General features: G+C 52.4%; 12 protein-coding genes. 8 read left to right on the forward strand and 4 right to left on the reverse strand.

The annotated features are described in order from the left end of the window. Positions 1-6: 6 nt before the first annotated feature. Both AAA927_RS10790 and rpiB read left to right on the forward strand, forming a co-directional pair. Complete coding sequence (locus AAA927_RS10790; RefSeq protein ID WP_338217838.1) at positions 7-657, forward strand: ribulose-phosphate 3-epimerase; 651 nt, start codon at positions 7-9, stop codon at positions 655-657. Positions 658-678: 21 nt separating this feature from the next. After that, a complete protein-coding gene (gene rpiB / locus AAA927_RS10795; RefSeq protein WP_338217859.1) occupies positions 679-1215 on the forward strand; it encodes a ribose 5-phosphate isomerase B in 537 nt (178 codons plus the stop codon). A 197-nt stretch (positions 1216-1412) separates the two neighbouring features. Here the strand turns inward: rpiB and AAA927_RS10800 are convergent, their stop codons facing one another. After that, a complete protein-coding gene (locus AAA927_RS10800) occupies positions 1413-2087 on the reverse strand; it encodes a GntR family transcriptional regulator (RefSeq protein ID WP_338217839.1) in 675 nt (224 codons plus the stop codon). 146 nt (positions 2088-2233) lie between these two features. Between AAA927_RS10800 and AAA927_RS10805 the strand changes: the two genes are divergently transcribed. The 5 genes from AAA927_RS10805 (at position 2234) to AAA927_RS10825 (ending at position 8785) form a co-directional block, all read left to right on the forward strand. Continuing rightward, the gene (locus AAA927_RS10805; RefSeq protein WP_204118988.1) at positions 2234-3571 is read left to right on the forward strand and encodes a PTS sugar transporter subunit IIC; all 1338 of its coding nucleotides are present in this window, start codon (positions 2234-2236) and stop codon (positions 3569-3571) included. Positions 3572-3660: 89 nt separating this feature from the next. Continuing rightward, entirely contained in the window at positions 3661-5085 is a 1425-nt protein-coding gene (locus tag AAA927_RS10810) for a glycoside hydrolase family 1 protein (protein ID WP_338217840.1), read from the forward strand. Between the two features lie 5 nt (positions 5086-5090). Continuing rightward, complete coding sequence (locus tag AAA927_RS10815) at positions 5091-6161, forward strand: mannonate dehydratase (protein WP_338217860.1); 1071 nt, start codon at positions 5091-5093, stop codon at positions 6159-6161. Positions 6162-6405: 244 nt separating this feature from the next. Further along, a complete protein-coding gene (gnd, locus tag AAA927_RS10820) occupies positions 6406-7302 on the forward strand; it encodes a phosphogluconate dehydrogenase (NAD(+)-dependent, decarboxylating) (protein ID WP_338217841.1) in 897 nt (298 codons plus the stop codon). A gap of 7 nt (positions 7303-7309) precedes the next feature. Beyond that, the gene (locus tag AAA927_RS10825) at positions 7310-8785 is read left to right on the forward strand and encodes a gluconokinase (protein WP_338217842.1); all 1476 of its coding nucleotides are present in this window, start codon (positions 7310-7312) and stop codon (positions 8783-8785) included. Between the two features lie 54 nt (positions 8786-8839). On the opposite strand, the gene AAA927_RS10830 is transcribed toward AAA927_RS10825, so the two are convergent. Together AAA927_RS10830 and AAA927_RS10835 are read right to left on the reverse strand one after the other, a co-directional pair. Next, positions 8840-9778, reverse strand: coding sequence for a 2-dehydropantoate 2-reductase (locus tag AAA927_RS10830; RefSeq protein WP_338217843.1), 939 nt, complete (start codon positions 9776-9778; stop codon positions 8840-8842). A gap of 66 nt (positions 9779-9844) precedes the next feature. Beyond that, a complete protein-coding gene (locus tag AAA927_RS10835; protein WP_338217861.1) occupies positions 9845-11041 on the reverse strand; it encodes a glycosyl hydrolase family 28 protein in 1197 nt (398 codons plus the stop codon). Positions 11042-11364: 323 nt separating this feature from the next. On the opposite strand from AAA927_RS10835, the gene AAA927_RS10840 reads away from it, so the two are divergent. Continuing rightward, on the forward strand, positions 11365-14607 hold the full coding sequence (locus AAA927_RS10840) for an LPXTG cell wall anchor domain-containing protein (protein ID WP_338217844.1): 3243 nt from the start codon (positions 11365-11367) through the stop codon (positions 14605-14607). A 629-nt stretch (positions 14608-15236) separates the two neighbouring features. Here AAA927_RS10840 and AAA927_RS10845 read toward each other — a convergent pair. After that, positions 15237-15956, reverse strand: coding sequence for an alpha/beta hydrolase (locus AAA927_RS10845; RefSeq protein WP_338217845.1), 720 nt, complete (start codon positions 15954-15956; stop codon positions 15237-15239). Positions 15957-15961: the final 5 nt, after the last annotated feature.

Below are 15961 nucleotides of genomic sequence, written 5' to 3' on the forward strand. Positions count from 1 at the left end.
ATTTCTATGACAAATTCAATTTATCCGTCACTAATGGTTGCTGACTTCACGCAGATCTCAAAAGAGATTGACACGCTACAAGCAGCAGGCGCAGATATGTTCCATATGGACATCATGGATGGCCAATTTGTTTCAAATTTCGCTCTGGGCGTTGAAGATTTTGAGGCGGTTCACAAGCTTTCCACTATTCCCCTCGATACCCACTTAATGGTCGATAATCCCGGGCGTTATATACCTTTGTTCCGCTCATTAGGATCCACAGAAATTGATATTCACTTTGAAGCCGATCGAAATCCCGGCAGCACTTTAAACAGAATCACACAGGACAAAATGTTAGCCGGCTTGGCTATCAATCCCAGCACTTCAGTTGCTACAATTGAGGCTTTGCTTCCAATCGTAGATCGAGTTTTGGTAATGACGGTCAATCCCGGTTTTGCCGGCCAGCCTTTCTGCGAATATGTGGTCCCAAAAATCGAAAAGCTAGCCGCACTCAAGTCTACTTTTCATTTTCAAATCACTGTCGATGGTGCGATTTCTCCAGATCGCATCAAGCAACTTGCCGCTATTGGGGCTGATAATTTTGTTGTAGGCACGTCTGCACTCTTCGGAAAAGACAAGCCTTATTCCGAAATCATCCCAAGCTTAAAGGAGTTGTAAACATTGCCAGTTAACATAACTATGAATACCAAGCGAAAAATTGCTTTTGGTTCAGATCACGCAGGTATCGATCTCAAAAATCCGCTCATAGAATACGTTAAACAATTGGGGTTTGAAGTTCATGATTTTGGTACCTATGACCACAATCGAACCGACTATCCTATTTACGGCAAAGCGGTCGGTGAGGCAGTTGCCAACGGCGACTACGACCTTGGCATCATCATGTGTGGTACCGGAATCGGCATTGGTATCGCCGCCAACAAGGTTTCCGGAATTCGCTGTGCGTCAGTGAGTGAACCATACTCAGCCAAGCTGGCACGCGAGCATAATAATGCAAACGTGCTTTCACTAGGATCGCGAGTAATTGGTGTTGAGCTTGCCAAGTTAATTGTTGATGAGTTTTTGAGCACCGAATATATTGGTGGTCGTCATCAACGCCGCGTTGAAGAACTCGCCGCTGAAGACGAACGTGATGATCAAAAATTCCTTGCGGTCCAACACGCCCCTAGTGAACAATATGCTGAATACAATTACCAAGAGGAAAAGTTCACTTTATAAGAGAACTTGTAATCACCCCGCGATGAGTAAACTACTCTTTCTCCAATAAAAATTAGGTTTCCCGATTCTAAAAGTCGCATCCCCCAAATATATACGGCATAAAAAACTACCCCATGATGCTGAGCTCCTTTACAGCCGTCATGGGGTAATTTATTTATTCTCAATCATCTAAATAAGACGCCGAAATTATCAGCTCCTTACCGCTCCGCAAAATAATCTGGATACTGCTTCAGCAAACTGCCTTCTTCTTCCAGCATCAACTTCAAATGCTGCCCGATCAGCTTTTCACCGGCGGCAGCATCCCCAGCGGCCACAGCCTGCAAAATTTCCTGATGCTGGGCAATGATGGTCTTCCAATCCAGCGCCGTGACCGACAACCGGAGCCAGCGGAACCGGTCCAGCTGCATGTTCAAACTTTGGAGCCACTGCCAGACGGTGTCTTTATTCGCCGCCTGGAACAAGGCGTGATGGAAATCATTATCAAATTGGAAGAAAGCACGCGGATCGCGGGTTTCGGACATCACTTCCGCCTGGGCAATCAGGCTTTTCAGCGTGGTGAGCAGCGTGGCGCTGTGGGCCTGAATCGCCTCTTTAACAATCCGCCGCTCCAACACTTCTCGCACGAAACGGGCATCCTCAGCGACGGTGAGGTCGATTTTGGTGATGTAGGTCCCGCTTTGGGGAATCATTTCCACCAGGCCTTGCTGGCGCAGTTGAATCATGGCTTCGCGCAGCGGCGTGCGACCCAGTCTAAGCTGGGTCATTAAAGTGGCTTCGCTGATTTTTTCGCCTGGAATCAGCTCGGCATGGATGATCATGTCGCGCAGTTGGTCGTAGGCGGTGGTTTGCATGTTACCGGCTGGATTTTGCACGTTGGTCCCTCACTTTTCGGTCGTCAAACGAATGACTGCCCTCATATTGTAACGCTTTCTCAAATTTTATTTGACAACGGAGGCCTGTCTCGTTATGATGAAATCGTATTCATATACTAATATATCAGTTTGGAGGAAAAAGTACAATGAAAGACAAGATCATCAATGGTCTTAACCGCGTTGCGCTGGTTGTGAACAACAACAAGTACATTTCCGCGATTAAGGAATCATTCTACTCTTTGATCCCGATCATTATCACCGGGGCCTTTGCGACTTTGTTTTCCAGCATGGTCTTCGATGACGTCAACGGGCTGGCGCAGATCAAAGCCTTGCACTGGTTGGTCACATTCAAGCCAATCACTGCCGCCATCAACTATGCCACGCTGAGTTTCTTCACTATTTATGCCGTGTTCCTGATCGGGATTCAAATGGGGAAACGCAATCACATCGAGGGTTACTTCCCAGGTGTCATCGCCCTCATGAGTTATGTCAGCATCAACCCTTCTATTTATAACTTTGTCACCAGCAATAATAAGACGATTGCGGTTACGGACGTTTTCGCTAAGCAATATACCGATACTAAGGGCCTGTTCCTTGGGATGTTCATTGCCATCATTTCCGTTGAACTTTACAACTGGTTGCGGCACCGTAAAGCCCTGATCATCACGATGCCAGACAGTGTACCAAGTAACGTGTCGGTCAGCTTCTCTGCTTTGTTCCCAACCATGTTCACCGTGGCCATCATTGCTTTGGGCAGCTTCCTCGTGAACTTGGCCACCGGCATGTCCCTGTTCGACATTATTTACAGCTTGGTTCAACAACCATTGCAAAACGTCGTGCAAGGCCTGCCTGGGATCTTGCTGCTGATGCTGGTTTCCCAAGTGTTCTGGTTAATCGGGATTCACGGCAACCAGATGATCAAGCCGATCCGCGAACCCCTGTTGATTGCGGCGATCACCGCCAACACCGAAGCCTTCGCTGCTGGCAAGCCACTGCCAAACGTCATCACCATGCCTTTCTGGGATATGTATATGAGCATGGGTGGTTCCGGGTTAACCATTGGCTTGTTGATTGCCATTTTCATGGTCAGCAAGCGGGAAGACTTCAAGGCGATTGCCAAGTTGTCCTTCATTCCTGGGCTGTTCAACATTAACGAACCCGTCATCTTCGGGATGCCAATCGTGCTGAACCCAATCCTAGGGATTCCGTTCGTCATCACCCCACTGGTCACTGGGACCATCGGCTACATCGCCACCATTACCGGGTTTGCGGCTAAAGCCTATGTTTACACGCCATGGCCAACGCCACCACTGATTTCTGGCTTCTTAGCGACTGGCGGGAGCTGGGGCGCGGTTGCCACTCAGGTGGTCTGCATCCTCGTTTCCATTCTGATTTACCTGCCATTCGTCAAAATCGCGAATAATCAGCGCAACCTCGCTCAAGACGTTGCCGATGCCGCCGATCAAGCCGACGCTAAGGCCTAATTTTCACTCTTAAACAAAGGCGGATCTGACCGACAACGTCAGGTCCGTTTCTCATTTCCCGTCACGCAGCCGTTATATAGGAGGACTTCATGCAAATTCCAGAACAATTTCAATTAGGCGCCGCTTCTTCCGCTTGGCAAACAGAAGGTTGGAAAGGCAAAAAGCCGGGCCAAGACTCCTACTTGGATGATTGGTACAAAAACGAGTATTTCGTTTGGCACAATGGCAAAGGCCCAGACGTGGCCACCGACTTCATGACCCGATATCAGGAAGATATTGATTTAATGAAAGAAATTGGCCTGAAAACCTACCGCACCTCGATTAACTGGAGCCGCTTTTTCACCGACTACGAAAAACTCACGGTCGATGAAGACTACGCCCAGCACATTGATGATGTGATCAACGCCTTGCTCGCCGCCGGCATCAAACCGATGATTGCGATGGAACACTATGAAGTGCCGCAATTCCTGCAGGATAAATTCGGCGGCTGGAATTCTCGCGAAGTCGTCCGGCTGTTCGTCGAATACGCCCGCATTTTGTTCAAGCGCTACGGCGATCGGGTCTGCGACTGGTTCACCTTCAACGAACCGATTGTCCCGCAAACCCGCATTCACCTCGACGGCGTGCGCTACCCGCATGACCTCAATCCGCAAAAATGGATGCAGTGCAACTACCACAAAGTCCTCGCCACCGCGCTAGTGGTGAAATCCTACCGGGACATGGACCTACCCGGCCGCGTGGGTATTATCCACAACTGGGAATTTGCCTATCCGCGAGCTGCGGGTTATCAACCGGACGTTGACGCCGCGCACGCCTATGACCTGTTCCACAACCGGCTGTTCGTCGACCCGCTGCTCAAGGGGCACTACAGCCATGAGCTCCTGACTTTGCTGGATCACAACGACATCCAGTTCAAGGCGGAGCCGCAAGACGATGGCATCATTGCGGCGAACACCATCGACGTGATTGGCCTGAACCTCTACTTCCCGGCCCGCGTCAAGGAACCGGAACACCTGTGGAATCCGCAAGCCGCCTTCAATCCGCGTAAGTACTACGACGATTTTGTCCTGCCGGGGCGCAAGTTCAACGCCTCCCGCGGCTGGGAAATCTATCCCCCAATGATGTATGACCTCGCTATGATCATGAAGAATGAATACAACAACTTCCCGTGGTTCATCAGTGAAAACGGCATGGGCATTGAAAACGAAGCCCAGTTCCGCGATGACAGCGGCATGATCAATGACGACTATCGCATCAACTTCATCCAGGAACACTTGCACTGGCTGATCAAGGCCGTCAACGAAGGCGCGAACTGCGAAGGCTACATGCTCTGGGCCTTCACCGATTGTGTGTCCCCGATGAATGCCTTCAAGAATCGCTACGGTTTAGTTGAAATCGACCTCGAGCACAACCTCGCCCGCCGGCTGAAACGCTCAGGCCTCTGGTATCGTGACTTGATCAAAAACCGTACCTTGCCTGATACCACTGCTTTTGCTAAAGGAGTAGACGCTTAATGACCATGAAAATGAGTTTCCGCTGGTTCGGCGAAGATGCCGATCCCGTCAAGTTACAGCAAATTCGCCAGCTCCCTGGCGTGGATCAAATCGTTGGCACCTTGTTCGACCAGCCGGCCGGCGCTGCCTGGCCAGAAGCCGAGATTGCGGCTTTGAAGCAGCAAGTTGAAGCCGCCGGCATGAAGCTAGAAGTCATCGAGTCCGTCAACATTCACGAAGATATCAAGCTCGGCCGGCCCAGCCGCGATCAGTACATCGAAAACTACATCACCACCATCAAACGCCTGGCCAAGTATGGCATCAAGGTGATTTGCTACAATTTTATGCCGATTTTTGACTGGACCCGGACTGACCTGTTTTACCAGTTGCCAGACGGTTCCACGGATTTGGCCTTCGACCACACCCAGGTGCAAGGCAGCGCTCAAGCCATGATTGCCAAGGCCAAAGCCGCGCATGATGAATACCCGATGCCTGGTTGGGAACCGGAACGCCTTGATGACCTCGCCACCCTGTTCACCGCCTACGAAGGGGTCACCGAAGCGGACTTGGCAGAAAACCTGCGCTATTTCCTTGCTGCCATCATCCCCACTTGCGAAGCAGTGGGCATCAAAATGGCCATTCACCCTGACGACCCGCCGCAGCCGCTGTTCGGCCTGCCCCGCATCGTCAAAAACCGCGATGATCTGGACCGCATCATTCACATGGTCGATAGCCCGATGAACGGCTTGACCCTGTGCGTCGGCAGCCTCGGCGAAGACCCGGCCAACGACGTCCCTGCGATTATCCGCGAATTCGTCGGGCTGGATCGCGTCCCATTCGTGCATGCCCGCAATCTCAAGCGCGGGGCAAACGGCGACTTCCACGAAACCGCCCACGCCTCTTCGGCAGGCTCTATCGATATGTACGAGATCATCAACACCCTGACAGAAAGCGGCTTTGACGGCTACATCCGCCCAGACCACGGCCGTATGATTTGGGGCGAAACCGGCCGTGCCGGTTATGGCCTCTATGACCGCGCCCTCGGGAGTCAGTACCTGAACGGGCTGATTGAAGCATGCGCAAAGGCTGCGAAGTAAGGCTGCGAAGTAAGGCTGCGAAAGTCGGCGTTTTTAGCTCGACGAGTAGCCTAGGCAGAAGCATCAAAGCTGCACTTTAGCTTTGATGCTTCTGTCGTAGCTATTCGCTCGAGCGTTGCCGACTTGAGCGCAACTAGCGTGAAGCACCAAGACGCGCTGGCTTCATTCGCGTCCCTAGCCCCTTTAGTGATACTATTTTGAACGACGACTATCGCAAACACAGATTGGAGCAAACAAACACATCATGGAAATTGGATTGATTGGACTCGGAAAAATGGGCCTGAACCTGGCTCAGAACATGCAAGACCACGGCCTGACCGTGAAGGCCTTTGACTTGATGCCAGAAGCCCGCACCCGCGCTACTGAAGTAGGCATCACCACCGCTGACACCCTGGCCGCATTGATTGACAGCCTTCAGACCCCACGCCTGATTTGGGTGATGGTGCCTGCTGGCAAACCAACCAAAGCCACCCTGCAGTCCTTACGCGAACTAGCAACGGCTGGCGACCGCATCATTGACGGTGGGAATTCCTACTATCAGGATTCGCTGGCGGAAGCCAAGGCCTTTGACGCCAAGCAAATGCACTTCTTTGACGTCGGCAGTTCAGGTGGCATGTCCGGCGCCCGGGCCAATGGGAACTTCATGATTGGCGGCGACAAGGCCGTGTTTGCCACAATTGAGCCGCTGTTTGAAGCCATCGCTCAGCCTGGTGGTTACCTCTACACTGGCCCTGCCGGCTCCGGTCACTATCTGAAAATGGTCCACAACGGCATCGAATACGGTATGATGGCGGCCATCGGTGAAGGCTTTGATGTGCTGGCCAACTCGCCGTTCGACTACGACAACGAAGCTGTCGCTGCCATGTGGGATCACGGCAGTGTCATTCGCGGCTGGCTAATGGAGCTAGCGGCCGATGCCTTTTCCAAAGATCCGAAGCTTGAGCAGCTTAAAGGCGTGATGCACTCCAGTGGTGAAGGCGCCTGGACGGTTGAGGAAGGCATTCGCCAGCACACCCCGACACCAGTGATCACCGCGGCCTTGATGGCGCGCTACAACTCTGAACGCACTGACACCATGACCGGTAAAGTCGTCGCCGCTCTGCGCAACGAATTCGGCGGCCATCCCATCGACAAGAATTGAGTTTGATATGACAGAATCCATTATTGCAGTCGATATTGGCACCACCAGTACCAAGGTGGTCGCCTACGACCTCAACGCTAACGCCTTGGCCAGTGCGAATCATGGCTACCCGCTGGCGCAAACCACGCCAGGCATGGCGGAACAAGCGCCAGCTGATTTGCTGACAGCAGTGCAGGCTGGCGTGCGGGAAGTGTTAACCCAGATTGACGCTGCCCAGGTGATTGGTTTGAGCTTCTCCGGGGCTATGCATAGCTTGGTGCTGACGGATACGGATGATCAACCGCTGACGCAAATCATGACCTGGGCTGACAACCGCTCGGCCGCCATTGTTGATCAGCTGCACGAACCGGCCACAGCCGCTTTGCTGCGGCAAACCGGGGTGCCGATCCATCCCATGACTCCCTTTGCCAAACTGCTTTGGCTGAACCAAACGCAGCCGGGTCTGGTGGCGCGAGCCGCGCATGTGCTCGATCTCAAAAGCTATCTTTTTGCCGTCTTAACTGGGCAATATGTCATGGATTACAGCACCGCCAATGCCACTGGGTTGTTTTTCCCGGGAAATAAAGCTTGGGCCCCGGACCTGCTGGCGCTGGCTGGCGTCGAAACCAAACAGCTCCCGACGCTGGTTGAAACCACAGCGCATGTGCCACTTTCTGCGGATGGTGCCTCACTGCTCAACTTGCCCGCCGGTCTGCCGCTAGTGCTCGGCGCCACCGACGGCCCGTTAAGCAACCTCGGCCTCGGCGCGATTCGCCCTGGTGACGAAACGCTGACGATTGGCACTTCCGCCGCCTTGCGCACCACGCTGCATGATCTGCAACTGGATGCCAGCAGCCAAACCTTTAGCTATTACCTCGCCCCTGGTTATTGGGTCAATGGCGGCCCGGTCAACAACGGTGGCAACGTCCTGAACTGGCTTCAGCAAGTCTTTGATCCGAGTCAGGAAGCCGACTATCCCGCGCTTTTGGCCGAGGCTGCTGAGGCGCCGGCGAATGCGCATCATCTAGTGTTCCTGCCTTATCTGCACGGCGAACGGGCCCCGTTATGGGACTCCAACGCCTTTGGGAGCTACCTCGGCTTAACCGCCCAACACACCCGCGCCGACCTCATTCGTGCGGCAGTAGAAGGCATGCTATTTAACCTCAAGCTAGTTGATCAAAAGCTGCAGCTGGCGGGCAACGATGCGCCACTGTTTGCCGCTGGCGGCTTCGCCCAAAGTCCGTTTTGGTGCCAATTGACGGCGGATATTTTGAACCGGTCGCTCAACGTGCTGGATGGTGGCCAAAGCTCCGCGCGCGGGGCGGCTGCGATTGGTCTACTTGGCTTGGGCCGCTGGAATTCGCTGGCCCAAATCAACCAGGAACCAAGTGACTTCGCGCATTACACGCCGAATCCCGAGACCGCTGCGCAATACGAACAGTGGTGGCCCCACTGGCGGCACATGTTTAAGGTGATGGCAGCCGAATACGACACTTTTAACTAGTATCCTGGCATAAAAAAAGGCGACTGACGAAAATGTCAGCCGCCTTTTTCAACCCTATTTCGCGCCAATCAATTGTTCTTTGGCGTGAACCAACTGTGTCAGCAGCTTGCAGTATGGCGTTGGAATGCCGTACTTCTCGCCTTTGCGCGCCACCGCACCATCGATAAAATCAATTTCTGTCAAACGGTGATGCTGCACGAGGTCTTGGTGCATGGAAGGATAGTGATCCGCAATGTTCGCCGTGAAGGTCGCCGCGACGTGATTGTAGACTTCGGTTTGATCCAGCATCACGCCTTCCTTGGCCGCCACCGCCGCAAATTCAGCGATAATCGTGTGGAGCAGGTCCGGTGCTTCCGTCGTCTTACCGAACTGACCGATATTGCAATCCAGCAGTGCACACAAGCAGTTCAACGTGCCGTTGACGCACGCCTTACGCCAGATGGAATACTTCACGTTCTCACTATATTTTGGATGCAAACCGGCTTTGTCAAAGACATCGACCACTTGTAGCGCAAAGTCTTTACCCGCTGGCGCGAAGTTTTGCAGCTCGACCTCGCCATCCCCAACCAACTCGACATGGCCAGGACCGGTCATGCCGGCAGTCCACATGGTAATGCCAAGAATGAGGTGATCCTTGGCCACGTATTGCTCCAAAACATCTTCATGGCCGATCCCATTCAGCAGGCACAGCACGTAAGTATCCGGATGAATCAGCGCTTTGACCTGATCGAACATCGTCTTCAACTGGTTAGACTTGAGGAAGACGACAATCAAATCGGCTTGCACGCCACTTTTTTCGATTTCAGCCGGGGAGTAAATCGGCATCTTGGCACTGACCGCCTTGCCGTTAAAGTTGGCCTGAATGCCATCTTGACGAATGGCGTCGATATTGGCTTGCCAGCCGTCGACCAAGGTCACGTCGTTGCCGGCTTGGTGCAACATCAAGGCAAACCGGCTGCCCATGCCGCCGACGCCTAATACAGTGATTTTCATGATTTAACATCTTCTTTCAGGTTTATTCTACCGCCTTCAAGAAGTGGATTCAAAAGCTCAAGCCGTCTAAATGACCTGGTGCGCGATATGGCCGCTCAACGCGACCGCAGGCTGACCACGCCGGCGAATCGTCGTCGGCGCTGTCAAAGTCACATCGTCAAGCACGACGGTTGCCGCATCATCAATCTGGAGCAAAGGCTGACCGCTCGGCGGGGTCACCTGACACTGGCTGAGCTTCAACTGAACAGGCTGACCATGGCCGAAGAATTTGGACGTCTGCTCAAGCTCGCCAATCACATCCCCCACCAAGCTAAGCACGCGCAAAGGTTGCCCATCTTGCATGAAGACTTTGTCGCCATACGTGTACGTAACCAAATTCCGGGCTTCAAACATGACCGAGTGGCTGATTTCAAAAGTCGTCGATTCGACGGCCGCATCAGCCGCCATCGCATACCATTTCACCATGGCATGGGTATTATGAGTATTTTCACTGCGATGCGGGTATTCCCCAGGTCCGGTAAACAAGCAGCGTGTCACCTTCAGCTGGCGCCCACCAATGCGCAGGCTGTTGCATGCCGTATTCAAAACCGTATCATGCATCGTCAAATCAGTGATGTCATAGCCGGCAAGACAGTCGTCACCGGACTTGATAACACACTGCCCAATTTCAATGGCCTGCGAGTGATGCAAATCAAAGCCATCATGGCCGCCCAGCACCGTCACGCTATTAATCTGAACGTCCTTGCACCGCGCAATCACATGCGCCCAGTTCGCGGCGTTTTGAATGGTATAGCCCTTGAGCGTTAACCCTGAGACTCTGGCGAACACCATGCCCATGGGTCCGCGAAACGATTCCTCACCGGCCGGATCAAACACATCCTGCCCATCAATGATGGCCCGTGGTTCAGCCTCAATCGTGATATCGGTGGCATCGTACGCGGCAATCAGCGCATGAAAATAATACGGCGGCAAATGCCAGGCTTTAATGTAGTAGTCAGCGTGCAAATACGCGATACCTGGGTCCTCCCCAAAGGTCTGGTAATCAGCTAGGTTGGTGGACCCTTTAATCAGAGCTCCGGTTTTGAGCAATAACCGCGTATTGCTGTACAGCCGAATGCTACCAATTACAAACCGTCCTGCTGGTACAACCACCGTCCCACCGCCAAGATCACGGCACGCATCTACCGCTGCCTGAAAGGCCCGGGTTTGAACAGCCGCTGCGTCGGCCTTGACGCCATAATCAGTCACAATTAGCTCTGCCATTTTCGTCAACTTTGCTCACCTCTTATTTGTTATACGCAAAAATCGTGCCAATTTAAGGCGAATGACAACAAAAGGGCCACTTCTGCGATAGCAAGTGGCTGAACATTCCGGTTAAGTGAGTGGTCAAGGGCAATTCTCAAGCATTGGGTGTTTCACATGAAACCTGATTACGTTTTCTCACAACAAATTTTCCCCCCTGCCAAAAAGGGCCCGGCCATCTTTTGGCATCGTTGACGGTATTTTTCATCCACTTATTTCGACACAATGTGGCCTTTTTCTTGCTTATCCCTAGTTGTATTAAAACTTTCTAGGAGGAGAGATAAATGTCATTTTCTATCAAACATCGAGCCTGGTGGCGCGGTGTCGCTGTGACGCTCGTTGCTCTGGGTAGTATTGCCCTATTACCGTCACACGACGCCAGCGCCGCTACCACGCCCGCCATTTCAGACACGGTCAAGCTCAACATCACCAGGTCTGACGGTTTTTTGCACCCAGCCATCAGTGTGGATCCCAGCCAGTTCCAAAACACCCGCGACGAATTAGCCGCAGGCAAACAACCATGGACAGCATACTATCAAGGAATGCTCGAAAGTCCCTACGCCAGCACCACTTTCCAGGCCGCCAATTTAAAGGCGGGAACCTTTGATACGCCAAAGGATCCCACTTTCACCTCATCTGGCCAGGAGTTGACGCTTAGCGCAGACGGTTTTCGAGCCTATACGCAAGCCGTACTTTATTATTTAACTGGTGATTCACAATATCGGTACAACGCCATTCGGCTTGTACGAATCTGGGAAAACATGGATCCTAATGGTTTCAAGTATTACGCTGATGCGCACATCCACGCCCCAGTACCCTTTTATTATCTCGTGAGTGCCGCGGAGTTGCTCAAATACACGTCAGTGACAACGCCTACTTACACCGATGATCAGGGCAATACCGTACAGTTGGCCTGGACCGATACAGATAACTCGAAATTGATCAACAACCTGATTGATCCACTCACTTCAAAGTTGCTAATCAAAATCAAAGATCAATACCTCGCCCAACACCTGTACCCGTTAACTGGCGCACTTGCTGGAGCCATCTTCAAAGATGACCGCACCGCGTACAATGACTACGTGGAACAAACATTTATCAACGCCAATTCCAGTCGGCCTAATATCAACGGGGCGCTCAACAACATGTTTCATCAGATGACCGCCGATGATCCGCGCAACCCAGTTGGCGTCGACTTCATTCAACATTTGGAAATGGGCCGCGATGCCAACCACTCAAAAGATGATATTTTTTGTCTGACTGGCCTAGCTCGCATCATTAACAACCAAGGCACCAAGGTTGATCCCACTACCGGCACTGCGTCAACTGCTACCAATGCCGTTGATCCTTATGCGTTTGGCAATAATCGGCTGATTGCCGGAGCGGAGCAATTTTACCGCTACAACTCAGGTGAAACGATTCCTTGGATTCAAGTATCGCAAAAAGGCGACGCCACTCATCCTTCTATCGAGGCCGATGGCGTGCAGAATCTCATCGACTTCGGCGGCGCCGTCAGCACCGATGGTCGCGGCCGGACGAACAAGCCTTACCTTTCAAGCGAAATCTATGATTACTATCGCTTCCAAGAAGGCATGAGCCCAGCGGAAATTGCCAAGCTTTACCCGGCTATTACCACCCAAGCCACACACCTGGATGGCACCACGTTCTACGAAGGCACAACGGCCTTGAATTACTGGGGCGCATACAGTGACAACAAAATCACCGAAATCGGGACCGATTACTGGCTTTCGATGCCAGCAGCCAAAGCTACCGCGACGGACACTTTCCCAGGCACAATCAGCAAAACCAGTGATGTCAGCTTCAGCCAATTGGGGACGCCGTTAGACACAACTTTGGCGACTCGCGATAAGGATGGCATCACGGTCACCGCTGCTAAAGACCAAAGCAGCATCAAAGAAACTGCTTATGATGCCCTGTATCCTAAGGACACCACCACTAGCCGCGGTGGTTCCCAAGTGGCCTTAACTGGTTTAGTTAAACCAGCAGATGGCTATTTTGCCCTGAAGCTCAAGACCAATGGCCAGGCTAAACTCTTAATCAGCAGTAACAATAAACCAAATCTGGTTTATCAAACCATTGCGCTGCCTGATACGCATAACGAATGGATCACGATTGCTTACCCAACCAAAGGCGGTCAAGCTAATCTCGACTTCTTTGCGGTCATTGGTAAGCAAAACACCAAAGTCACGTTCAATGCTGGCTGCTACACGGACGCTACCGCTTTGCCGGTTTTCAGCGAAAATACCCGGGACGTGGCGCTGTTTACAGGCAAAACGCTAACGCAAAAACTGACGGCGACTAACGCGACCAAGCTTTCGCTGATTGATGGACCGAAAGGATTGACGCTCGCTGCAGATGGCACGATGACTTACCACGCAACAACGGCGGGCACTTATCCCGTTATTCTTCAAGCCACCAATGGGCAACGGACCATCACCAAAACCTTCACGATTACGGTTGAAGACAATCGCACTCAGGCTTACAACAACACCACGAAGACGCTAGCCAGTGGCGTTTACACCACTGCTTCACTCACTAAGCTTAATGAAGCGGCCGATCACGTCAAAGCGTTGCTTAAGAGTGGCGATGACGCGGAGTTCCAAACTGCCTTACAAGCCTACGCCGACGCCATCAAGCAAGCCGAATTACTCAATCCAACCCTGAAGGATGGCAGTCTCAACTATGCGGCTTACACCGACTTGGCCCAAGCCAATTTGTTAGATAAAACTGGCGCCATTGACAGCAAGCTGACCTTCTCCACCAGCAATTTAGTCGACGATGACCCAGCCAGTTACGGTGGCGATTGGATGACCCCTGCCGTCTTAGACTTCGGCACCGACTATCAAGTGACCATCACTGGTGCTAGCTTCTTGGCGCGGACCGGTTTCCCTAATCGCACCCAAGGCGCCAATCTTTATGGCTCCAACGATGGCAAGACTTGGACGAAGCTAACTACCGCCACCACCAAGTTAGACAATCAAATGCAAAACGTGCCGATCGCTGAAGCACAGCAAAAAGTGGCCTATCGTTACATCAAGATTCAAGTCGACGAACCTGGGCCAGCCACTGACCCCGCCTGGCCTGGGATTGCCAGCTTTGCCGACATTCACTTGTTTGGCAAGCGCAGCGAAGTCAACCAAGGCGCTGCTGGATTGACCGTACCAGCCCTTCTTGATGAGCCAAAAGCGCCTGCAACTACTGATAACAAGCCGCAAACTGGCACCACTACACCAACCACCGACGACAAAACTACGACTAGCACTGACAGTAGTTTTGATCATGGCAAGGCTACGGCCACCACGACAGCCAAAGGCCACGCCACCGGAGCAACCAAACCTACAGCGCAGAGCCACAAAAATATCAGCGCTGCGGCCGCTAAGAGCAAGCTGAGCACCAACGCGCTTCCCAAAACCGGTAACCACAAAGCCTCGCTATTGACTGGGGTAGGACTGCTGGTCGTAACACTGATGGCCGCTGGATTCAGCCTTTACCGCAAGCGCGCTTAATCCGGACCTTTCTAACCGATATTTTCAGATTGGAGCTGATAGGCAAACGCCTACCAGCTCTTTTTGTGTCGTTTCACCGGCTGCTAGTCTAGCCAGATGCCCTGCCATCAGCCAGCAGTGGCAAGACGGTGGTTGGCGCTGCGACTGGTCGATGTAGCTTCTGGAGTCTTTCTTAATCAAGCCAATATCACCAGTTCCCTTCAATTCCGCTGCATTCAAAGCACGCGCTTCAGCCAGTCAAAGCACACGTCACGCAGGGTTTTAGTGCCAGCTCATCATAGCTGTCACCGCGCGATCAAGTCAGAGCACAGTCGCCTCGTTTGCTTGTCGAAGTAGCCACGCCATCAAGGGTTTCCCCGTCAGCAGGCAAAACGCTGGCACCAGCATTCAACCCTCATACCGAAACCAACCAAGGTTGCTTCCTGCTGAAAGGCCCTATTCACTGTTAGGAAAGGCCTCAACCCAGCGGGCCACTCCCCTTTTACCCGGCTATTAACCGCGTGCACCAGCGAATAAGGCGCAACGGCAGTGAGTGCTCAGCACCGAGCCACAAAAAAACACCCAGATGACGCCATCTGGATGTCTTCAAGTCTCGTTAAAAATTTGTTACTTTGAATTGTATCACCGTGTTAGTGCCAAAGATGCGCAATGAAGTCGGTCAATGCCGGCCGCCACAGCGAGAAATCATGGAAGCCGTGTTGCTGCTGATAAGCCAGCGGTGCTGGCGCCATTGCGTCAACCGCTTGCTTGAACGCTCTCGTATGTTCGTCCAGTGGATCGGCATCCCCACAATACAAGCGAATCTGAGGAAGTGGCTGACTTGCTTCGAGCCGCTTTTGGTAGAGATAAACCGCATCGTTTTCGCTGCCTTCGAGGCCTTTGGCGAAAACATGTTTGAACACCGGATCACCCCGATGACGCTTATAGAAGATGAACGCTGGCGAGAAGGCGCCAAGCGCGCTGTAGTAAGGAAACTGCAAGCCTAGTTTAACCGCGCCATACCCGCCCATGGAGTAGCCGGCCAGCGCGACGTTGAGGTAAGAGAAGTCTAGCCGAAACGTTGCTGCCATCGCGTCATAGAATTCTTGACCAATCGCGGTACCATAATCTTCACCGTCTTGATGGTCGGTGTAGAAACTATTTTCACCATTGGGGCAGAAGAAAGCAATGTTGTTTTCATTAGCGAGATCTGGTAAAGGGGTATTGACCAGCCAGGCCTTTTCATTGGCGTTGACCCCATGAAGGAGGAACAAAACATGGGTATTCGGCGTCAGTGTTTTCGGCAACACTGCCACATAACTGGCATGGCGAGAGAGCGATTTAGAAAAATAGGTACCTTCGATAATCATATGCC

The organism is Lacticaseibacillus salsurivasis (assembly GCF_036246225.1).
Lineage (GTDB): Bacteria > Bacillota > Bacilli > Lactobacillales > Lactobacillaceae > Lacticaseibacillus > Lacticaseibacillus salsurivasis.